The following is a 14879-nucleotide window of genomic DNA, read 5'->3' as shown; positions in this document are numbered from 1 at the left end:
TCATGACTATAAGTAAAACAGAGTCTTTATTTGCCTTCGGCATTGGGGTTGGCACCCAGAACAAAAACGGCGATTGGATCGAAGTTCTTTATCCTCAGCCGGTATTGCATCCGGTTGGTCTCGAGGTTGCAGCATTCGCTGAAGCATTCGGTTACCAGGGTGGAGAGCAATCCCTTGAATTGAATGCTGATCAGCGTAAGGCATTGGCCGTCATCGATCCAGATTACGCTGCTCTCGTAGCGACAGATTCGCCGCTTTGTGCGGTTTTTCTTGGCGAGGATACGGCCCCTTCCGATGTTCCCGCGGCATATTTGAAACTCCACCTTTTGTCGCATCGTCTTGTACGTCCTAATGCGATTAATTTGACTGGAATCTTCAAGATACTGCCCAACGTGGCATGGACGAGCCTGGGACCCGTGGATGTAGCAGAGTTGCCGGAGCTTCAATTGGCCTGTCGGATGAAGGGAGTGCCGTTAACTGTGCACATGGTAGATAAATTCCCCAAGATGACAGACTACGTATTGCCGTCAGGCGTGCGCATTGCGGATGCTTCAAGAGTTCGTTTGGGAGCTTATCTAGGATCGGGTACCACGGTCATGCATGAGGGCTTCGTGAACTTCAATGCGGGATGTGAGGGCCCCAATATGGTTGAAGGGCGCATTTCTTCAAGTGTTTGGATTGGAGCTGGTACCGACCTCGGTGGTGGCTCTAGCACCATGGGTGTATTGTCCGGGGGCAACTCTACGCCGATTTCGCTCGGTAAGAATTGTCTCCTGGGGGCTAACGCTGGCCTAGGCGTCCCTCTCGGCGATGATTGTACAATCGAGGCCGGACTGTATTTGACGGCCGCTAGCAAAGTGCGCGTTCTAAATAAAGATGGCGAAGTGACGCGTAAACTCAAAGCGAGCGAGCTTGTTGGTCGCAGCGGACTTCTCTTCCGCCGCAACTCTCAAGATGGTGCTATTGAGTGTCTACCTAATAAAAAGTCCATTGAACTCAATCAGGATTTGCACTCCCATAATTAAATGGGTGAACTGAGGCGGTCTCAACCGATCGCCTCTTGCAACTTCAGGCGTAAGCGGCAAGGTATGCGACCCAGGCTTCACATTCCTCACCTTTATTCACGGCTTTGAAGTCACCGTCACCTTCGCCATGTTCATTGGTGCCTTCCCAGAGGTACTCTACGCGGCTAAAACCGGCCTCGAGAAGCAAATCTCGCAGCTCGGGAAGCGTCCACATGCGCCAATCGTAGGTAAAGACATTGAGCCTTTTCTTTTCGCCCTTGCGCTTGAAATGGATGTGAAACACCGCCTCGTGAGTAAGCGGATCAAAGGAGTCTTGGTCCCAGTAGTAGTCAAAAGGTGGGTTGCCGTTTTCGCTGACCTCCTCATTGGCCTCTTGGCACTTTGGTCCTCCAAACGCATCAATAACAAATACACCTTTAGGATTCAGGGATTTGCGACAGGCTGTGAAATACTTTTTAAGAACCTGACGTTCCTTGAAAATGAAGTACGAGAAGTTCAGCGCACAAATGACGTCGGCTCGTGGTAGGTTACGTCCGAGGACGTTCTGTAACTCGATATGAACACGCTTTTGCTGTTCTGCTGTCAGCTCAGTGAGATAATGATTTTTGCCGTAATTGATCGGCTCAGGATCAAGATCGAGGCCGTAGGCTCTATTTTTGCTGCTGCGTTTTACCCATGCGCAGCAATTGGCGAAGGTGCCGCAAAAATCCTCGCGAAAAACAGTGGGATTGCGCCCTCTAGCTCGGCGGTAGATTTCCTCTAGAAAGGCTGCATCGGCATCTGGTGATTGCACGCTCTCCCGGTAATGATAGTACTTGTCGAATTCTGGTAGGTTTTTGCCTGTAACAGTGGGTTTCTTTGCCATGCGTCCCTTGCGCTTTTGCTGCAACTGATTAAAGTAGGGTGACGGTCCTGCAACATAGACTACTACGGCTTAGAGAGCACGCAGCATGTACAGTCAGATCACTAATGCTATCGAAGTCACGGTACAACCTGCCTTTCTTACCGATCATTCGCAACCTGAATCAGGTGTTTATGTATGGACTTACGAGGTTACTATTAGCAACCATAGCACTGCATCGGTGCGTCTTCTTCGTCGCCATTGGCGCATTACCAATGCTTTTGGTCAAACAACAGATGTCAAGGGTGATGGAGTTGTGGGCAATCAGCCACTGATACCGCCAGGTGCCACTTTTAATTACAGCAGTTTTGCCAATCTGCCGACCGCTTCAGGTATCATGGTCGGTACCTATGACATGACAAGTGAGAACGGGGACCTGATCATCGTAGCGATACCAGCGTTTTCCTTAGATAGTCCCGATCAACTTGCACGACCCAATTAAATGCGAAGGTGATATCGCTTTGACCAACCAGCTTACAACAGATCCTTGGCGCGACGTACCCCATGTTGTGGTTCTTCTTAACTTTGGTGGTCCTACCTCGGATCCGGAGGTTGAGCCATTCTTGCGACGCCTGTTCGAGGATCCCTTTATCATCAGAGCGCCACTTCCGGCGCGATTCCGGCGATTTTTGGCGCGACGCATTGCTACCAAGCGAGCACCAAAATCATCGGCAGAATATGCCAAGATTGGCTACTCGCCGATCAATAAGATGACTGCGGCACAGGCTGAGCATTTGCAGACCGCGTTGCGACAAATGAGGCCTAATACCAAGGTCGTTGTGATCAACAGATATACGGCACCGACTGCAGAGGAAACGGTCCGCAGTATCGATTTTGCCGGTAGTCGTATTTTCATGGTGACGCTCTATCCACATCTTTGCCACAGCACCACGGTGAGCTCACTGCGTGATTTTGACTTGGCTGTGGAGGCTCATCTTGGGCACCGGCATATTCCGACAACGAGAATTTTCTCATGGTGGCAGACGCCGCGTTACCTCGCGCATACCTATCAGAGATTACAGCAAGGACTGGAGCCACTCCTGACCTCTGAACCGTCGCAACCACTGACCGTCGTCTTTTCAGCGCACGGGATTCCTGTCAAATACCACAATAGGGGCGATCCCTATGTGACCGAGACGCACGCCCACTTTAATGAGTTGAAGCGCCGCGGTGAGGTATGGCTCAAGCAGCGCTTTCCGCAATCAGATGTGCTCTGGGACCTGTCGTTTCAAAGCCGTGTGGGGCCGGTTGAGTGGGTAAAGCCCTATACCGATGAGACTATCGAGCGACTTGGACGTGAGCGAGGCGGGGCGGTGCTATTGGTGCCGATTAGCTTTACTGCTGACCATATCGAGACTCTTTATGAGATGGATCACACCTACAGAGAGTTAGCTTTGGCCTCTGGCTTTAAGCGTTATGCGCGCGTCGTACCGTCAAATGACGATCCTGAACTCGCAGCCTCTCTGGTAGATGCCCTGACGGCTCATGGGTTTTAGAAGTAGGCCGATTAGGCCTGCTTCTTTGCACCGACCGCCTTCTCGACGATTTTGTCCTGCAGGGTCATGAGACCTGCCAAAACTGCTTCAGGAGTGGGGGGGCATCCAGCGATGTACACATCTACTGGGATCACCTTATCGACACCCTGGAGCACATGGTAGGCCCGGTAGAAGCCACCACTGGAGGCACAGGCTCCCATGGCAATGCACCATTTGGGCTCGGCCATTTGATCCCAAACCTTCTTGATAACCGGTGCCATCTTTTCGGTAATGGTGCCGGCAACGATCATTAGATCGGCCTGACGAGGTGAGAAACGGACAGCCTCAGCGCCGAAGCGTGCGATGTCGTACTTGGGACCCACAACGGCCATGTACTCGATGCCGCAGCAGGCGGTGCCGAAAGGATAGGGCCACAGCGAGTTCTTGCGCGCCCAGGCCAAAAATTCGGCAGCTTTGGTGGTAATGAACGACTGCTCTTCGCCTTGTTGGTGCTTCATATGCTAGCTCGTGCCTCCTGCGCGTCGTTTTGGCGCCCGACATTCTTGGGGGGCGACATTCAAGAATTCAAGCCCCTTAGTCAGTCCCCTCTGATGGACCAAATCCCACAATATAATGCCAGAAAGTGCGCCACGAATCGCGCTTGAAATGATACCCCAGGCGTCTTTAGCGCCACAAACGTGTTCAGCCCCGCAGGCGGAGGCATCCTCTAGGCACCGAACAGGCTCGAAAACATCCTCAACCGCTGTAAAGATATCCAGTACAGACAGCCTTTGTGGTGGAACCGCCAGCCGGTAGCCGCCGCCACGCCCGCGGGTGCTCTGGATGAGTCCACCCTCTTTGAGACGACTGAGAATATGGTCCATGTAGTCGAGCGGGACACCCTGGCGGGAGGCAATATCAGTACGTTGAATCACCAAATCGCCATCGGCACTGTAGTGCTCAGTGAGATCCATCATGATCTTGAGCGCGTAGCGGCTTTTCGAGGTGACATTCATCAGTGCATCCGACCTCAAATTGGGGGGCTTAAACCACCGGGACGATATCGATTATGCTGTCTTCGCCAAATCGTTCTTGCAGCTGCTGCTGAACCCCATTCATGAGCGTTAGCGTCGACGACGGGCAGCCTTGGCAGCCGCCCCCTAGCCGGATGTGGGCGATACCACTCTCAAAGGCCTCGAGACGGGCAAAGCCTGAGTGGAAGGCCAGCATGTCTGAAACCTGACCCTCGAGAAACTCCGCAATCTCTTTGGCTAGGCCACTGAAGCGATCACTGGTTAGCGGCTCGACAAAAGCACCCTGCTCAGACATGCCAAGTAAGGCGCGCATGCCTTCCTCGGCCTCGTCTTTGGTAAGACCGTGGGCCACTTTGCCCGATGGGACATGAACGGCCTGCCAGCTGCCGTCGGCCTTGGTGCTGATGACGACTGATTGAAGTTGACTCATACTGCCACCACCTCCAGGTAAGGATTGAACTCCGTGCGCAGGATACTTTCGATACCTTGTAGGGTGCCCATCATAGCACTAGGGCAACTACCGCAGGCGCCTTGATAGCGAACTGTCAGGATGTTGCCGTCTAGCTCGAGGACCTCAATATCACCGCCATCGGCCTGCAGTCCCGGGCGTATGGTCCGATCGAGGATCTCTTCCAGATGCTGAAGTTCTATGGGTAACGCGGAACGCTCTAGTTTCTTGGGTTTCGACACGGATTCGACAAAGTCTGCATCATGCTCTCCGATACAGTAGCGAATTACGTCCTGCACACTTTGCGATAATGCCGTCCATTCCGAAGCGCCGTTTTGCGTCAACGTGATGACATTTTCGAAGAAGTGCACTTGAGTCACATTGGCGAGACGGAGCAATGCAGTGGCCATAGGCACATGGTCACATTCGGCCATTTCACTGTAGGAAACCTTCCCCTCGCGTTTTATCGGCGCGGACAGAATAAACTTCCAAGCATTAGGATTGGGAGTCCGTTGGGTACGAATCTGTAGGTTGTCAGCCACGTTGGTCATAGACGTCTCACTCGGTCGATACAGTCTTTTGATTGTTAAGAGCACCATTCAGAGCATGCCAGGCAAGAGCGGCACACTTGACCCGTGCTGGGTACTGCCAAATACCAGAAAAGATCTTAAGCTTGCCGAGTTGATGGGCGTCGGTATCAGGATTCAGTGTGCCTTTGAGCAGGCTCTGAAATTCGTGGAATAGCGTTTTGGCAGCCTCTGGCGACTGGCCTTTAAGCGCCATGGTCATCATTGATGCCGAGGCCTTGCATATCGCACAACCACTGCCCTCGAACGCGGCGTCGCTAATGACCTCACTACCGTCGCCAGCAGCGTTAATTTGCAAGTAAACCCATAAGTGGTCGCCACACAGGGGATTGAACCCCTCGGCTTCGTGGGTGTGATGCGCTGGTTTACCAAAATTGCGTGGCTTTTTATTGTGCTCCAGAATTACCTGCTGGTACAGATCGGTCTGCGAACTCATGCGAACAGCCTTTGCACTTTGACGATCGCCGTCACAAGAGTGTCAATCTCGTCCTTGGTGTTATAAAATGCAAGGCTTGCTCTAGCTGTCGCCGGGACCTTGAAGCGATCCATCAGCGGTTGTGTACAGTGATGACCAGCACGAATTGCAATGCCCTCTTGGTCTAGCAAAGTCCCAATGTCGTGTGGGTGGATGTCGTCCAAGACGAAGCCAAGGATACTTGTCTTGTGCGCTGCTTGACCGATTAACCTAAGGCCGTCGAGTTCCTCAAGACGCTCCGTGCCGTATGCGAGCAACGCGGCCTCGGCCGCCGCAATTTGGTCTAAACCCACATTTTGGACGTAATCGATGGCAGCGCCAAGTCCGATAACGCCGGCGATATCAGGGGTACCAGCTTCAAATTTAGCCGGTAGATCAGCATATAGTGTCTTAGCAAAGGTTACGGATTTGATCATATCCCCACCGCCTAGGAAAGGCGGCATGCGGTCTAGTATCTCGCGTCTTCCGTAAAGCACACCTAGCCCAGTTGGCCCAAAGAGCTTGTGCGATGAAAAGGCGACAAAGTCGACACCCAAAGCCTGGACATCGATAGGCATGTGAGCAACTGCTTGAGCTGCGTCCAGTAGCACAGGCACATCGCGACTGTGTGCAAGGTCGATAATGTCCTGGATCGGATTGACTGTACCAAGTGCATTAGATACGGCTACAACCGCCACCAGGCGGGTGCGACTACCAATTAACTCAGCGAACTCGTCCATAAGGAGCTCACCGCGATCATTGATTGGCGCCACACGGAGTACGAGCCCCTGGCGCTCACAGAGCATCTGCCAAGGGACGATATTAGAGTGATGCTCCATGGCGCTGATGACAATCTCGTCCCCAGCCTTGAGCGTTGACCCGTAGCTGTTAGCGACCAGATTAATGCTGGCCGTAGTGCCAGCAGTAAAGATGATTTCTGCTTTTTCCCGTGCGTTCAGAAAGGCTCGCACTTTTTCACGTGATGCTTCGAACTCGGCAGTCGCTTTTTCACTTAGATAATGAACGCCACGGTGTACGTTCGATGCACCAAGCAGCAAATGCCTCTCTACAGCATCAACAACGGGCGTGGGCTTGAGCGTCGTAGCAGCGTTGTCCAAATAAACGAGCGGGCGGCCCCTTGCCGTCGTAGCGAGGATCGGAAAGTCTCGCCGTATGGCGTTGATGTTGAACTCTTTGGAGGTGGCGAGGGTCATACAAAATACTCCTCTGCAATCAACGGTCTCAACCATTCACGAATCACAGGAGCTTTGTAAAGCACCTCGTCGGCAAATCCCATAGTCAGGAGTCGCCGCGCCTCTTCCAGCCCGAGTCCTCGACTACGCAGGTAAAAGATCTGATCGTCCGTCAGCTGTCCAATGCTGGCGCCGTGCGCGCACTTGACGTCATCAGCGTCGATCAGGAGCTCAGGCTTCGTGTCTATTTCGGCGTCATCACTAAGTAGGAGGTTGCGGTTTAGTTGCTGCGCACTTGTGCTTTGTGCATCGCGGCTCACGACCACTTTACCGTTAAAAACGGCCCTACTATCACCGTCTAGGATACCCTTGTATAGCTGACGACTGACGGCGTTTGGTACTAGGTGCCGCATAGTCGTGTGATTATCAATCACTTGACCAGCTTTAGTTAGGTAAAGCCCATTCAGCGTGGCCTCTGCACCCTCTCCACAAAGGCTAACATCGAGATCATGGCGACTCAGTTTGCCACCGCTGGAAAAACAAAATGACTCGAGAGTGGCGCGCGCGCCGAGCTCAACGTGCGCACGACCGATATGCAGGGCCGCGGCTCCTTGGTGATCAATGCGAGACAGTTTCAATGTGGCATTAGTCTCGACGGAGGCCTCGAGGAGGCTATTGGTAAAGACTTTGGTCTCAGTTCCCAATGTCACGTGGGTTTCTACCAGGCTGAGAGATGCACCCTGAGCGACATGCACAAGATGGCGCAGTGCTGTTTGGCTCAGGTGAGCTTCAGCTGTATTCACGTGAATCAGATGCAGAGTCTTCGTTAGCGTCGAGTCAGCGGCTATTTTAATGAGGAGGCCGTTGCCAAGAAATGCTGTGTTTAGCTGGGTAAACGCGTCGCCCCGCGTGAGGGTACGCTCAATCCATGGACGGAGCAGGGACGCTTCTGACTCAAAGGCGTCGGCAATGGGAGCAAAGATCAACCCGTCTAAATGTAAAGGATCACTGAGATCTCCGGCTAGATGACCGTTGACGAATACTAGATTGTGGTATTCCGGCCGCAGCAGCCTGCTGATCTCAGCTTTAACGTCGCGAATGTCAAGAAGAACGGGAGCGACGCCAAACTCAACCTCATTCAAGGTTCTGAGGCTGACGTACTTCCAGGCTTCGTGTTTGCGTGTAGGTAGCCCGTCGGTCCGATACGCGTCAAAGGCCCGTAGTTGCAGTTCAGCCACCCAAGCGGGAGCCTTGCGTAGACTTTGCCACTTACCGAAGGCTGCAGCAAATGGGCTGTGTTGCTCTGTTAGCGCTTGCATCAGGTGCCCACCTTAGTTGAGTAGCCAGTCGTAGCCGCGTTCTTCAATCTCAAGCGCAAGACTCTTGTCACCGCTCTTGATGATGCGCCCACCGGCAAGGACATGGACGTGGTCGGGTACGATGTAGTTCAAGATGCGCTGATAATGCGTGATCAGGACTATGGCGTTATTCTCATTGCGCAACTTATTGACGCCTTCCGATACGAGGCGCAGCGAATCGACATCTAAGCCCGAATCCGTCTCGTCCAAGATCGCAAGCCGCGGTGACAGCACTGCCATCTGAAGAATCTCGTTGCGCTTTTTCTCGCCGCCGGAGAAGTCAACGTTGAGTTGACGCTCAATGAACTTCTCGTTCATGCCGAGAAAGCGAACCTTTTCCCGCAGGAAACTGTCAAAATCCAGAGGATCCATCTCCTCGCCACCTTGGTGACGGCATGCAGCATTGAAAGCAGCACGGAGGAACTCAGCGTTATTAACACCCGGAACTTCGACCGGATATTGGTAGGCGAGGAAGATACCCTCACGGGCGCGCTCATCGGGGCTCAGCTCAAGGAGGCTCTTGGGCTTAAAATTGATATCAAAAAGCACATCCCCGCCAGTCACGGTGTAGTCAGGGTGACCGGCAATGACCTTCGACAGAGTGCTCTTGCCTGAGCCGTTCGGGCCCATAATGGCATGAACCTCACCCTCGTTCACGGTGAGATTTAGTCCCTTGAGGATACTCTTTGCGTCCACTTCAACTTTTAAATCGCGAATCTCTAACATCTTAACCTACGCTCCCTTCGAGCTTCATTTCTAGTAGGCGCACCGCCTCGACGGAAAACTCCAGAGGCAATTCTTTGAACACTTCCTTGCAAAACCCATTGAGCAGCAAACTGATTGCCGCCTCATCATCGAGGCCACGCGATTTGAGGTAGAATACCTGCTCCGCGCTGATCTTTGACGTACTGGCTTCGTGCTCGACGCGCGCAGTTGGATTCTTAACTTCAATGTAAGGGTAGGTATTAGCGCTGCACTTACTGCCAACCAACATGGAGTCGCACTGTGAGAAATTGCGTGCGTTGGTCGCAGATGGCAGTATTTTCACCTGACCGCGATAGCTATTGATCGACTCATCAGCCGATATGCCCTTCGAGACAATCTTACTAGTGGTATGGGCACCAATATGAATCATCTTGGTGCCAGTATCAGCCTGCATCTTATTGTTGGTGAGTGCTACCGAGTAAAACTCGCCACGTGAATAGTCACCCTGCAGAATAACACTGGGGTATTTCCACGTAATCGCCGAACCTGTTTCTACCTGAGTCCACGAAATCTTCGAGCGATCGCCAAGACAGAGGCCACGCTTAGTCACGAAGTTGAAGATCCCGCCCTTGCCGTCTTTGTCTCCGGCGTACCAGTTCTGCACAGTCGAGTACTTAATCTCGGCATCTTTTAGGGCCACGAGCTCAACGACTGCTGCGTGTAGCTGATTCTCATCACGCATGGGCGCTGTGCACCCTTCGAGGTAGCTGACGTAGCTGCCTTCCTCCGCGATGATAAGCGTTCGTTCAAACTGGCCGGTTTCGGCCGCGTTAATGCGGAAGTAAGTCGATAACTCGAGCGGACATCGCACATCTTTAGGGATGTAAACAAATGAGCCATCGCTGAACACGGCAGAGTTCAAGGCGGCGTAGTAATTGTCTTTGTAGGGAACAACGCTACCGAGCCACTTTTTGACCAGTTCGGGATGTTCCCGTACGGCTTCTGAGAAGGAGCAGAAAATGACACCGTGTTTAGCCAACTCATCCTTGTGAGTGGTGGCAACCGATACAGAATCAAAGACAGCATCCACTGCCACACCAGTCAGCCGTTTTTGTTCGGCCAGCGGAATGCCAAGACGATTAAAGGTAGCGATGATCTCAGCATCGACCTCGTCCAAACTCTTGGGGCCCGGAGCTTTTTTCTTTGGTGCCGAATAGTAGCGGATGTCCTGGAAATCGATGGGAGCGTAGTCTACGTGAGCCCATTTAGGCTCCGTCATCTTTTGCCAATGCTTGAAGGCCTTTAGGCGGAACTCGAGGACAAATTCGGGCTCGTTTTTGACCTGCGAGAGACGACGAATGACATTCTCGTCCAGCCCCTTGGGGAAGGCTTCGGCCTCGACCTCGGTGACAAAACCATATTTATATTCGCGGTTTGAGAACGACTGTTTAGCCGCGTCAGACGTCATGCTGACCTCCAAGTCCCAGTATCGTGGACCCTAGGGTAGGGTTGCCGGCGTAAATGTCTACCAATTTGATCGAGATTTTACCAGCGCAACTTGACGGCCACAGAACGGCTCGCATAGGGAGCCGGTTAAAGCCCGTGGCTTGTGATAACAGACTGAAATCATGATTTATTTTAGGGGGGGTGGCGGAGAGGGTGGGATTCGAACCCACGGTCCAGTTGCCCAGACACTAGATTTCGAGTCTAGCACATTCGGCCACTCTGTCACCTCTCCAGGGCCTCGAGTTATAGTCCTATTGAAGAAGCTTTCAAAGGAAAAAGATGAACGCGTATCCATTACACCTCAAGATTGAGGAGTCCGCTGCTCCACCGCCGCGGCCAAAAGACGGCCTGCTGTGAAGGCACCCTCGACGCGGCCACCAACAGCCCAGTCGCCACCTGCACCTAATGCTGCGTCAGAGCTGCAGAGGATGCCAGGGGATCCCGGACTTGCAGGCGAGGCGTAGCGCCACTTGTGTACCAGTGCAACCTGACCCTTGGGTAGTTGACGACCAAGAGCCGTGGCTAGGGCCTCGAGCAAGTGCGGTTTCACCTCCTCTGGAGCTAGCTCCAAAATTTGACGCGAAAGCAGAGGGCCGGCATGTAGGGTCCATGCCGCCGGGTGCACCGTGCGACCGGGTTTGCGATGATTGGCAGCTATCCAATCCAGACCACCAACGCGGACAAAGGCGGCGTCAAAATCAACCTCCAGGGGCGCTTCGAATATGGCCAGACCGGCCCAGCATGGATTCATCGTGATCTGACTAAGTGCTACCTCGAGCTCAGTGCCAACAGCTAGGGCGGCAGCCTGGGCCGGTGGCAGTGCCAGGATCACGTAATCGTACGACGCATCTGAGTTATTGAGGCGCCATAACTTTTCCGGTGTGCGAACCAGCTTTTCAACGGTGTAATCGAATCTGATCTTGGATCTGGGCCAGAGGAGCTCTAGCCAGGAGTTCATGGCAGGCACGCCCAGCCAACGGGTTTGTTGCGTTGCAGGCTCGACTCCGTTGGGTCCGATGTAAGACACGCGTGCTGCCCAAGGTTGGACCAATCCCGCTTTCGTGGCGCGCTCGATGAAACTACTAAACTCCGGCGTTTGCACGGTAAAGAATTGCGCTCCCAGGTCTACGGTCCCCAAACCATCGACCCGTTTGGCAGAGAGGCGTCCCCCCATACCGCGGCTCTTGTCGTAAACATCGATAGCCCACCCCTTTTGCTCTAGGTAGTGTGCACATGTAAGTCCTGCAACCCCAGCGCCGATTACGGCAACGCGTCCCCTACTTGCGGTCATCTTTAACTTCTCCGGCGACTAAACTCGCATTGATGAGAATAGCTCCATGGTGACTTGTGTAAATAACTAAAATGTAGGTGGCTTTAGTAAATACTGATGTCTAAGATCAGAGTAGACATTCGATCCATGAAATTTAGGACTGGAGAATCTTATGCGACTCTTAGCAATGCTATGCTCCGTTATTCTAGCAGGCAACACTGTACTTGCGGCTGAGTCTAAGTCTTCCAAGTTTACTGATCTAGAGGCAACGAACCTGAAGGGCGAGTCAGTGCCCTTCAAAAGTTACGGTGGAAAGGTTGTACTTGTCGTCAATACGGCTTCTAAGTGCGGTTACACACCCCAGTATGGTGGTTTGCAGAAGCTATACGATCAGTACAAAGACCGTGGTCTAGTGGTTTTAGGGTTTCCTAGTGATGACTTTCATCAAGAGGATCTTGACGGCCAGGGCATCACTAAATTCTGCGAGCTAAATTACGGTGTCAAATTCCCTATGTTCAAAAAGACGCACGTGAACGGGAATGAACGCCATCCGGTCTACAAGTATTTGGTCGCTAATGCGTCGAAGACTGGCGATGTGCAGTGGAACTTTGAGAAGTTTTTAGTTAATCGTCGTGGCGAAGTGATCGGCCGTTTTTCCTCGGGCGTTTCACCTAGCGATGGCGAGTTAACCAAGGCGATCGAAGCTGCACTTGCCGACGCTAAGACTTAATGGCCTTGGCGAGTCTGTACATAAACCAGCGATGAACCTCCGCTTGAGTCCATCGGTAGATGATCCACGGTAACGCTGGGACAAAATCATGCACGGCGGCCAGGCAAGCTTGGCCGCCGAGTGTTTCTCTCAATTCCAGGCGACCACGACGGTTGTGGCGCGATACAAGCGCCCCCCCTACCACATAAAAAAGTTGTCTATCCGACGAGCTGCGCTCTGGGCTGTGACGCAACACTAAGAGCGTTATAGGCAGGAATGTTAGCTGTAAGAAAATACGTCCATCATGCCGACGCACCTTGATCAGCAGTGGAAATAGCTTAGGTAACATCGCAAGGTAGCGTTCAGCGACCCACTCCGCGGTTTTGCCGCGCGGAAGCGGTAGGCGCTGAATCGAGCGGACCGTGCTCTCGCGAGATGGTTTAGTGCCCCTGAAGGCATGTGGTTTTTCTACTGCGGCGAGTACCTCGGGCAAATTCTCCCGTGCGGCAGTGACAAAGTCTTTGAGTGGCGGTTGTTCATGGGGCCACTGATGGTCGGGTCGCACCAACATGGACTCCCTTAGACTACTGATCAGCGGATAAACTAAATCCTTGGGTGCGCCGGTGACTAAACTGACCCACAGTCTACTGAGGCCGATGGTGAAGAGTGGTGCATTGAGAAAGGTACGCCTCTTACCGAGCAGCTTAGCGGTGGTCTCGAGCATTTCGCGGTAACTTACGGCAGGCTTAGCGCCAAGATCAAAGGTGCGGCCTTGCAGCTCTGCATGCTCCAAACATTGTGCCAAGCAGCGGACTACATCATCGAGAACTGCCACCTGGCAACTGTTGCGCGTCCACGCGGGACAAACCATAAGCGGGAGGCGTTGCACCAGCCTCACCATCATCGTGAAGGATGATCCTTGTGGTCCAACGATCATACCTGCGCGAAGGCAGGTCACTGTCGGGACATAGGATCGCAGTGCGGTTTCAACCTCTAACCGACTCAAAAGGTGTTCGGATATCGTAGCCCCAGTTGGAGCTAGTCCGCTCAGGTAGATGACATGATTGACGCCACGCATACGTGCGGTGCGTGCAAAATTATCAGCGAGACTCAGATCAAAATCGGCAAAGCTACCCTGATTTAATCGTGCTCCCGGCAACATCGAATGCACTAGGTAATACGCCGCATCGATATCGTTGAGTGCATGCTCTAGTTGCAGGGAATTATGGAGGTCGCAGCTGACGGCATGATAGCGACCTTGTGCCCGAGGATGATCGAGCTGCAGGGGCGTCCGGCTAAGAGCAACCACCTCGTGATCGGTGTGATCGAGCAAATATTTGATGAGGGCTCGACCGACAAATCCAGATGCCCCGACCACGGCAACGCGCATGCTAACTCCACCACTTAGTCCAGTGATGATACTAGCTCATGTCGCGAACGGGTCCAAGCCGGCAAGAGGTCAGGGTAGCAATGGCTCGCCAGACTCGCGTAAGGCCTGCTCATGAGCTATCATCCGCGCGCGCTGATCTGTGAGATCAACCTCGCCACTTTCATAGGTAGCAGGGTTAACATGGTTTTCCAGCACCTTGTGTGGGCGCGACCCCCCTGCTTCCTCCCGCGCAGATTCGCACGATAGGCAAAAAGCAGTCTCCGGAATCGCTTTCAGTCTCTCAAGCGCAATTTCCTGATTGCATGCCTCACACACCCCGTAGCGCCCCTCGTGCAGCCGCCCGATGGCCTCATCGATCTGGCTCAGTGCCGTGGCTTCCATGTTAGTAATCATGAGCTCGGTATGTTGATCAGCAGCGTCCGCTCCGAGATCGGCTGGATGGAGCCGCAAGTGACTCAAATCTCCGGTCGCATCTTGCGACAGGTCAATGAGGGCATGCTGTTTAGCAGTGTTCATGGCCTCAAGAACCTCAGTCCGTTTAGTGGTAAGCGCGGACAGGAAGGTCTTCAGTTGTGAGCGTGTGAGCATGTTAAACTCCTTGACTCTCTCGTCATGTAACACTGCATCATGCGTGCCAGCGCGATTTGCCACAGTGTGCTGCTAGGAGTTTGTTCGGAAAAAGCAAATTGAAATTTATTCTTTATCGATTTTGACAAAACAAAAAGCAGCCCCATATTTCTCTCAAGGCAGCACTTCTGGCGCTGCCACTGAGTTGAGAAAGGAATCAGTATGGGGAGCATGTCCTCCAGTATCTTCAGCACTCT

At 53.0% G+C, this 14879-nt stretch carries 17 protein-coding genes and 1 tRNA gene; 4 read left to right on the top strand and 14 right to left on the bottom strand.

Going from position 1 to position 14879, the window contains the following annotated elements; all coding sequences use genetic code 11:
- The first annotated feature begins 2 nt into the window (after positions 1 to 2).
- The gene (locus FJ146_02460) at positions 3 to 1025 is read left to right on the top strand and encodes a 2,3,4,5-tetrahydropyridine-2,6-dicarboxylate N-succinyltransferase (protein ID MBM4250810.1); all 1023 of its coding nucleotides are present in this window, start codon (positions 3 to 5) and stop codon (positions 1023 to 1025) included.
- 43 nt (positions 1026 to 1068) lie between these two features.
- Here FJ146_02460 and FJ146_02455 read toward each other — a convergent pair whose 3' ends face one another.
- A complete protein-coding gene (locus FJ146_02455) occupies positions 1069 to 1890 on the bottom strand; it encodes a class I SAM-dependent methyltransferase (GenBank protein ID MBM4250809.1) in 822 nt (273 codons plus the stop codon).
- Positions 1891 to 1975: 85 nt separating this feature from the next.
- Between FJ146_02455 and apaG the strand changes: the two genes are divergently transcribed.
- The gene (apaG, locus tag FJ146_02450) at positions 1976 to 2368 is read left to right on the top strand and encodes a Co2+/Mg2+ efflux protein ApaG (protein MBM4250808.1); all 393 of its coding nucleotides are present in this window, start codon (positions 1976 to 1978) and stop codon (positions 2366 to 2368) included.
- The gene (gene hemH / locus FJ146_02445) at positions 2337 to 3422 is read left to right on the top strand and encodes a ferrochelatase (protein ID MBM4250807.1); all 1086 of its coding nucleotides are present in this window, start codon (positions 2337 to 2339) and stop codon (positions 3420 to 3422) included. The genes apaG and hemH overlap by 32 nt, the downstream gene beginning before the upstream one ends.
- 11 nt (positions 3423 to 3433) lie before the next feature.
- Here the strand turns inward: hemH and FJ146_02440 are convergent, their stop codons facing one another.
- The 11 genes from FJ146_02440 to FJ146_02390 all read right to left on the bottom strand — a co-directional run bounded on the left by FJ146_02440 (position 3434) and on the right by FJ146_02390 (position 11977).
- The gene (locus FJ146_02440; GenBank protein MBM4250806.1) at positions 3434 to 3919 is read right to left on the bottom strand and encodes an NADH-quinone oxidoreductase subunit B; all 486 of its coding nucleotides are present in this window, start codon (positions 3917 to 3919) and stop codon (positions 3434 to 3436) included.
- A 3-nt stretch (positions 3920 to 3922) separates the two neighbouring features.
- Positions 3923 to 4417, bottom strand: a complete 495-nt coding sequence (locus FJ146_02435) for an Rrf2 family transcriptional regulator (protein ID MBM4250805.1) — start codon at positions 4415 to 4417, stop codon at positions 3923 to 3925.
- 28 nt (positions 4418 to 4445) lie between these two features.
- The gene (locus FJ146_02430) at positions 4446 to 4865 is read right to left on the bottom strand and encodes a hypothetical protein (GenBank protein ID MBM4250804.1); all 420 of its coding nucleotides are present in this window, start codon (positions 4863 to 4865) and stop codon (positions 4446 to 4448) included.
- Positions 4862 to 5482, bottom strand: a complete 621-nt coding sequence (locus FJ146_02425) for a NifU family protein (protein MBM4250803.1) — start codon at positions 5480 to 5482, stop codon at positions 4862 to 4864. Before FJ146_02425 ends, FJ146_02430 begins: the two co-directional genes overlap by 4 nt.
- Positions 5442 to 5906 (bottom strand): SUF system NifU family Fe-S cluster assembly protein, encoded by a 465-nt coding sequence (locus FJ146_02420; protein ID MBM4250802.1) that lies wholly within the window; start codon positions 5904 to 5906, stop codon positions 5442 to 5444. Before FJ146_02420 ends, FJ146_02425 begins: the two co-directional genes overlap by 41 nt.
- On the bottom strand, positions 5903 to 7138 hold the full coding sequence (locus FJ146_02415) for a cysteine desulfurase (GenBank protein MBM4250801.1): 1236 nt from the start codon (positions 7136 to 7138) through the stop codon (positions 5903 to 5905). Before FJ146_02415 ends, FJ146_02420 begins: the two co-directional genes overlap by 4 nt.
- Entirely contained in the window at positions 7135 to 8436 is a 1302-nt protein-coding gene (sufD, locus tag FJ146_02410; protein ID MBM4250800.1) for a Fe-S cluster assembly protein SufD, read from the bottom strand. The genes FJ146_02415 and sufD overlap by 4 nt, the downstream gene beginning before the upstream one ends.
- A 12-nt stretch (positions 8437 to 8448) precedes the next feature.
- Positions 8449 to 9201, bottom strand: coding sequence for a Fe-S cluster assembly ATPase SufC (gene sufC, locus FJ146_02405; GenBank protein MBM4250799.1), 753 nt, complete (start codon positions 9199 to 9201; stop codon positions 8449 to 8451).
- Position 9202: 1 nt separating this feature from the next.
- Positions 9203 to 10648, bottom strand: a complete 1446-nt coding sequence (sufB, locus tag FJ146_02400; protein ID MBM4250798.1) for a Fe-S cluster assembly protein SufB — start codon at positions 10646 to 10648, stop codon at positions 9203 to 9205.
- Positions 10649 to 10828: 180 nt separating this feature from the next.
- Positions 10829 to 10918, bottom strand: a tRNA-Ser gene (locus FJ146_02395).
- Between the two features lie 69 nt (positions 10919 to 10987).
- Positions 10988 to 11977, bottom strand: a complete 990-nt coding sequence (locus FJ146_02390) for an FAD-dependent oxidoreductase (protein ID MBM4250797.1) — start codon at positions 11975 to 11977, stop codon at positions 10988 to 10990.
- 166 nt (positions 11978 to 12143) lie between these two features.
- Here FJ146_02390 and FJ146_02385 point away from each other — a divergent pair, with 166 nt between their 5' ends.
- Positions 12144 to 12686, top strand: a complete 543-nt coding sequence (locus FJ146_02385) for a glutathione peroxidase (GenBank protein ID MBM4250796.1) — start codon at positions 12144 to 12146, stop codon at positions 12684 to 12686.
- Here the strand turns inward: FJ146_02385 and FJ146_02380 are convergent.
- Both FJ146_02380 and FJ146_02375 read right to left on the bottom strand, forming a co-directional pair.
- A complete protein-coding gene (locus FJ146_02380; protein MBM4250795.1) occupies positions 12676 to 14055 on the bottom strand; it encodes an NAD-dependent epimerase/dehydratase family protein in 1380 nt (459 codons plus the stop codon). The genes FJ146_02385 and FJ146_02380 overlap by 11 nt on opposite strands.
- Before the next feature lie 69 nt (positions 14056 to 14124).
- On the bottom strand, positions 14125 to 14643 hold the full coding sequence (locus tag FJ146_02375) for a hypothetical protein (GenBank protein MBM4250794.1): 519 nt from the start codon (positions 14641 to 14643) through the stop codon (positions 14125 to 14127).
- Between the last annotated feature and the right edge of the window lie 236 nt (positions 14644 to 14879).

It is taken from the genome of Deltaproteobacteria bacterium (genome assembly GCA_016874735.1).
Lineage (GTDB): Bacteria > Bdellovibrionota_B > Oligoflexia > Oligoflexales > CAIYRB01 > CAIYRB01.
The sequence above is the reverse complement of the archived record's forward strand: the minus strand, read 5'-3'. Positions and strand labels throughout refer to the sequence as shown.